Here is a 6,095-nt window from a genome sequence, read left to right as displayed (position 1 = left end):
AGCACGAGGTCGCCGCCGGGCAGCGATCGCACCACCTCGACGACCTCGGGCAGTCGGGCCGTGATGTCGTCGAGGCTGCGGGTGACGACGAGGACGTCGTCGCCGCGGCGGTGGGCCTGGATCCGGATGCCGTCGAGCTTGGCGTCGATGGCGACCGGGCCGGCCGACACCGCCTTGGCCATCGCGGCCGCGATGTCGGGAGCGCTGGAGGCGAGCATCGGCAGCACGGGTCTGCCGACCTCGAGGCCGAACCCGGCGAGCGCCGGCTCGCCGCCGGCGAAGGCCGCGACGGCGGCGGCCAGCGTGCTGCCGGACAACATCGCGCTGCGGCGTACGGCGGCCAACGGCACCTCCGCGACCTGCGCCACCGCCTCCTGGACGAGCGCGTCGAGCGCGCCCTGCCGCACCTCGCCGGTGGCCAGGCCACGCAGCCAGGACTGCTCGGCCTCGGTGGCCCGGCCGAACAGCCGGGCCACGGCGTCCCGTCGGGCCGCCTGCGAGCCGGCACCGGCGATCAGCGAGAGCACCTCGAAGGCGTCGTGCACCTCGGTGACCGTCAGCGTCGACTCGGTCGCCGGGTCGGGCAGCACCGCGACACCGCGCCACCCCAGGCCGGTGCGGCGCTGGCGGAGCGTGCCGCCGAGATAGCTGACCACCGTCTCGAGCTCGTCGGGCTGCGCATGTCGCAGGGCCTCGGCCAGCGCGAGCACCTTGGCCTTGCGCGATCTCGTCGCTGCCACAGCGGTGGACGTGGCCACGATCTCGGCGAGCTGCATGCGATCAGTCTGCCTGCGGGCACCGACAACGCCTCAGCCGCCGATGCGCGTGCGCACGTCGAACAGCTCGGGGAAGAAGGTCAGGTCCAGGGCGCGCCGGAGGAAGCCGACGCCGGTCGAGCCGCCGGTCCCCATCTTGTGGCCGATGGTCCGTTGCACGACCTGGAGGTGCCGGAATCGCCACTGCTGGAAGTTGTCCTCCACGTCCACGAGCTCCTCGCACGCCTCGTAGACGCCCCAGTGCTCGGCGGGCGCCGCATAGACCCGTGCGAAGACCTCGACCAGGCCGGGGGAGGAGGGGTGGGAGCGGGTCACGTCGCGCGCGAGCACGTCGGCCGGCACGGCGTAGCCCCGGCGGGCGAGGTAGGCCAGGAACTCGTCGTACAGCGACGGCTCGGTGAGGAGCCGGGCGAGCGCGGCCTGCACCGCCGGATCGTGCTTGAAGACGCGCACCATGTCGCCGTCCTTGTTGCCGAGCAGGAACTCGACCTCGCGGTACTGCGACGACTGGAAGCCCGAGGACGTGGCGAGGAAGGGGCGGATCTCGGCGTACTCGCTCGGCGTCAGGGTGGCGAGCACCGACCACTGGTCGGTGAGGACGCGCTGGATGTGCTTGACCCGGGCGAGTCGTTTCAACGCCGGGGAGAGTCGGTCGTGGCTGAGCTCCTCGCGGGCCGAACGCAGCTCGTGCACCATCAGCTTGAGCCACAGCTCGGACGTCTGGTGCTGGACGATGAAGAGCAGCTCGTCGTGCTGCGGAGGGTCGCTCTGCGGCTGCTGGGCCGCCAGCAGCAGGTCGAGGCGCAGGTAGTCGCCGTACGACATCTGGTGGGTGAAGTCCTTCTCGATGCCGGGCTCGATCTCGCGCTGCTCTCCCATGGGGGCAACCTATCGCCGCGCGGTCGGCGGCTGCGGGGTAGCGTCCACCGGGTGTCCTCCTCGCCCGAGGCCAGCCCGGATGCCAGCACGGTGTGGGAACCGGCGTGGCCGTGTCCGGCCGGCTCGATCCTGCGCCAGCAACGTCGCGGCGGCTCCGACCCGAGCTATCGCATCGACCCCGGGGGCGCCCACTGGCGCGGGGTGAGGACTCCCGAGGGTCCCGCGACCCTGCGCGTGCAGCAGCACCCGACCGGCGTCGTGCACGCGAGCGCCTGGGGCGCCGGCGCCGAGTGGGTGCTGGCGTCCGTCCCGCGGCTGCTCGGGGCCGATGACGACGTGAGTGGGTTCGACCCGCTCCAGCCGCTGGTCGCCGAGGCCTGGCGCCGCCGGCCGCACGCCCGGTTCGGCCGCACCGGACTGGTGCTCCAGGCGCTGATCCCCAGCATCATCGAGCAGAAGGTGACCGGCCAGGAGGCCTTCGCGGGCTACCGCTCACTCGTCCACCGGTACGGCGAACGCGCGCCCGGGCCCGGTGCGGAGCTGAAGCTCTGGGTGCCGCCCGACGCGGCCACCGTGCGGATGATCCCGAGCTGGGCGTGGCTGGAGCTGCACGTCGACCCCGCACGGTCGCGGGCGATCGTCACCGCGACCCGGGTGGCCGAGGCGCTGGAGCGGCACGACGGCCCCGAGGACCTCGACCGGCGGCTCCGCAGCCTTCCCGGCATCGGGGTGTGGACGAGCGCCGAGGTGCGTTCGACGGCTCTCGGGGACCCCGACGCGGTGAGTTTCGGCGACTACCACGTCGCCAAGGACGTCGGCTGGGCCGTGAGTGGCGATCCCTTCACGGACGCCGAGCTCGCCGACTTCCTCGAGCCGTGGCGCCCGCACCGCAACCGCGCGGTCTCGCTGATCTTGGGCTTCGCCGGCGGCCGGCCGCGTCGTGGTCCGCGAATGTCACCCCGGACCCACCTGCCGGGGCGGACGCCCGGGAGCCGGTGAGCCGGCCAGCGGCCGGGTTCACAGCAGGGGACGCAGGGGAGCGAGCACGAACTCGGTGAACTTGCGGTGCAGGTCGCGCGCCTCCCACTCGGAGCTGGTCAGCTCCAGCGAGTTGGACTCGTCGCGGACGAAGATCTCCTCCAGCACGGCGGCCATGGACTCGGCGATGACCTCGACGTTGATCTCGTAGTTGCCCTGCAGGCTGAGGCGGTCGACGTTCGCCGTACCGACCGTGGACCAGTTGCCGTCGATGGTCGATGTCTTGGCGTGCACCATGGCGTCCTTGAAGCGGAAGATCCGCACGCCGGCGGTGAGCAGCTGGGAGAAGTAGCCGCGCGAGATCCAGTCGGCCACGATGTGGTTGGACTTGAGCGGCACCAGGAGGCGGACGTCGACGCCGCGCGCGGCGGCGTCCTTGAGGGCGTCGACGAAGTCCTGGTCGGGGATGAAGTAGGCGTGCGTCATCCAGATGTTGCGGGTCGCACGGTAGATCGCGTCGAGGTACATCGACCGGATCGGGAACATCCACAACCGAGGCACGTTGCGCGCGAAGCGGATGCGCGGCTCCCACTCGGATGCGGTCTCCAGCAGCAGCGGCCGCTCGCTGCGGCCGAGGCGCTTGCGTCGGTTGAGGTTCCAGAAGTCCGCGAACGCCCGCTTGAGGTCCCAGACGCCGGGACCGGTGAGGCGGATGTGCGTGTCGCGCCACTCGGTGGCGTACGCCGACCCGACGTTGTAGCCGCCGACGAACCCGACCTCCTCGTCCACGACCAGGATCTTGCGGTGGTCGCGCCCGTAGCGGCGCAGGTCCCAGAAGCGCAGGCCCGCGGACCAGATGGGGTAGCGGAGCACCTTGAGGGTCGAGGGGAAGCGCCTGAACCGCGGGGACACCACCAGGTTGGCGAAGCCGTCGTAGATGCAATAGACCTCGACCCCACGCTCCGCGGCCCGGATCAGCGCGGTCTTGAACTTCTCGCCGATCACGTCGCCCTTCCAGATGTAGGTCTCGAACAGGATCTGCTTCTTGGCGCCGTCGATGGCCGCGAGCATGTCGTCGTAGAGATCCATGCCGAAGGTGTACGTCGTCAGCGTCCCCTCGCCGACCTCGACGGTCCGCGGCGGCGTGACCGGGAAGGGCTTGGGCTTCTTCCCGCGTCGCCGGTAGGAGTCGACCAGAGAGAGGGCGATCGCCAGGGCGATCTGGAAACCGAAGACCGCCAGTAGCGTCCGGCGTACGGAGGTCAGCGCACGGGCGAGGGTCACGGGGACAATCTAGCCACGGCCCGGGCATCGTTGTCGGTGGTCACCCGTAGGCTCGATGCATGCGTCCAGTGACAGATCTCGAGCGCCGAGTCGCCCCCTTCAAGGTCGTCTCCGACTACATCCCTTCCGGCGACCAGCCGACGGCGATCGCGGAGATCACCGAGCGCATCGGCGGGGGCGAGCAGGACGTCGTGCTGCTGGGTGCCACCGGCACCGGCAAGACCGCGACCGTGGCCTGGGTGGCCGAGCAGCTGCAGCGACCCATGCTGGTGCTCCAGCCCAACAAGACGCTCGCCGCGCAGTTCGCCAACGAGCTGCGGATGCTCTTCCCGGACAACGCGATCGAGTACTTCGTCAGCTACTACGACTACTACCAGCCCGAGGCCTACGTCCCGCAGACGGACACCTACATCGAGAAGGACTCCTCGATCAACGAGGAGGTCGAGCGGCTCCGCCACAGCGCCACCAACTCGCTGCTGACCAGGCGCGACGTGATCGTGGTCAGCACCGTGTCGTGCATCTACGGTCTCGGCACGCCCCAGGAGTACGTCGACCGGATGCTCCGGCTGCGGGTGGGCGAGGAGCACGACCGCGACTCGATCCTGCGGCGGCTGGTCGAGATCCAGTACACCCGCAACGACATGACCTTCACGCGCGGCACGTTCCGCGTCCGCGGCGACACCCTCGAGATCTTCCCGGTCTACGAGGAGCTCGCGGTGCGGATCGAGTTCTTCGGTGACGAGATCGAGCGGCTGATGACCCTGCACCCGATCACCGGGGAGGTCATCACCGAGGACAAGGAGCTCCACGTCTTCCCGGCGACCCACTACGTCGCCGGGCCGGAGCGGATGGAGCGCGCGATCAAGGGCATCGAGCTGGAGCTGGAGGACCAGCTCGCGACGTTCGAGCGCCAGGGCAAGCTCCTCGAGGCCCAGCGACTGCGCATGCGCACGACCTACGACGTCGAGATGATGCGGCAGGTCGGCTCCTGCTCGGGCATCGAGAACTACTCGATGCACATGGACGGGCGCACCCGCGGCACGGCGCCCAACACGCTGCTCGACTACTTCCCCGAGGACTTCCTGCTCGTCGTCGACGAGTCGCACGTCGCCGTGCCGCAGATCGGCGGAATGTACGAGGGAGACATGTCTCGCAAGCGCAACCTCGTCGACCACGGCTTCCGGCTGCCGAGCGCGATGGACAACCGGCCGCTGAAGTTCGAGGAGTTCCTCGACCGCATCGGCCAGACCATCTACCTCTCCGCGACGCCGGGCAACTACGAGCTCGACAAGGTCGGCGGCAAGGGCAACACGGTCGAGCAGATCATCCGGCCGACCGGCCTGATCGACCCCGAGGTCGTGGTCAAGCCGACGAAGGGCCAGATCGACGACCTGATCCACGAGATCCGCACCCGTTCCGACAAGGGCGAGCGGGTCCTGGTCACGACGCTGACCAAGAAGATGTCCGAGGACCTCACCGACTACCTCCTCGACGCCGGCATCCGCACCCGCTACCTGCACTCCGAGGTCGACACGCTGCGGCGCATCGAGCTGCTCAAGGAGCTCCGGATGGGTGAGTACGACGTCCTCGTCGGCATCAACCTGCTGCGCGAGGGCCTCGACCTGCCCGAGGTGTCGCTGGTATCGATCCTGGACGCCGACAAGGAAGGGTTCCTGCGCTCCGACAAGTCGCTGATCCAGACCATCGGTCGGGCGGCCCGCAACGTGTCGGGCCAGGTGCACATGTATGCCGACAAGATCACCCCGTCGATGGAGATGGCCATCGACGAGACCAACCGGCGTCGTGCGATCCAGGTCGCCTACAACACCGAGCGCGGCATCGACCCGCAGCCGCTGCGCAAGAAGATCGCCGACATCACCGAGATGCTGGCCCGCGAGGACGAGAACACCCAGGAACTGCTGCAGACCTGGGCGGACGCTGGGGTCAGGGGCCGCGCCGGGGGAGTCAAGCCCTCGAAGTCCCCCACACCCGCGTTGTCGAAGATCAAGAACACGCTGCCCGACGCGGCCGGCATCCCCTCGAGCGACCTGGCCGAGCTGATCCAGCAGCTCACCGACCAGATGCGCGCGGCCGCGGCCGAGCTGCAGTTCGAGGTGGCCGCCCGGATCCGCGACGAGGTCAACGAGCTGAAGAAGGAACTGCGCCAGATGATGGAGG

Annotated in this window: 4 protein-coding genes and 1 pseudogene; 2 read left to right on the top strand and 3 right to left on the bottom strand. The window is 69.6% G+C overall.

Going from position 1 to position 6,095, the window contains the following annotated elements; genetic code table 11:
* Positions 1 to 776 (bottom strand): annotated as a pseudogene (locus RMO85_RS15680) (ATP-dependent DNA ligase); the annotation flags it as partial.
* A 33-nt stretch (positions 777 to 809) separates the two neighbouring features.
* Positions 810 to 1,655 (bottom strand): tryptophan 2,3-dioxygenase family protein, encoded by an 846-nt coding sequence (locus RMO85_RS15675; RefSeq protein ID WP_310529655.1) that lies wholly within the window; start codon positions 1,653 to 1,655, stop codon positions 810 to 812.
* 51 nt (positions 1,656 to 1,706) lie between these two features.
* On the opposite strand from RMO85_RS15675, the gene RMO85_RS15670 reads away from it, so the two are divergent.
* Positions 1,707 to 2,654, top strand: coding sequence for a DNA-3-methyladenine glycosylase 2 family protein (locus RMO85_RS15670; RefSeq protein ID WP_310529654.1), 948 nt, complete (start codon positions 1,707 to 1,709; stop codon positions 2,652 to 2,654).
* 18 nt (positions 2,655 to 2,672) lie between these two features.
* Here the strand turns inward: RMO85_RS15670 and RMO85_RS15665 are convergent, their stop codons facing one another.
* A complete protein-coding gene (locus RMO85_RS15665) occupies positions 2,673 to 3,917 on the bottom strand; it encodes a phospholipase D-like domain-containing protein (protein WP_310529653.1) in 1,245 nt (414 codons plus the stop codon).
* A 59-nt stretch (positions 3,918 to 3,976) separates the two neighbouring features.
* Between RMO85_RS15665 and uvrB the strand changes: the two genes are divergently transcribed.
* Positions 3,977 to 6,095 (top strand): excinuclease ABC subunit UvrB (gene uvrB, locus RMO85_RS15660; protein ID WP_310529652.1); only part of this gene is annotated, 2,119 nt, incomplete at its 3' end.

It is taken from the genome of Nocardioides sp. (assembly GCF_031422975.1).
Lineage (GTDB): Bacteria > Actinomycetota > Actinomycetes > Propionibacteriales > Nocardioidaceae > Nocardioides.
This window is presented reverse-complemented; position numbering and strand designations above follow the sequence as displayed.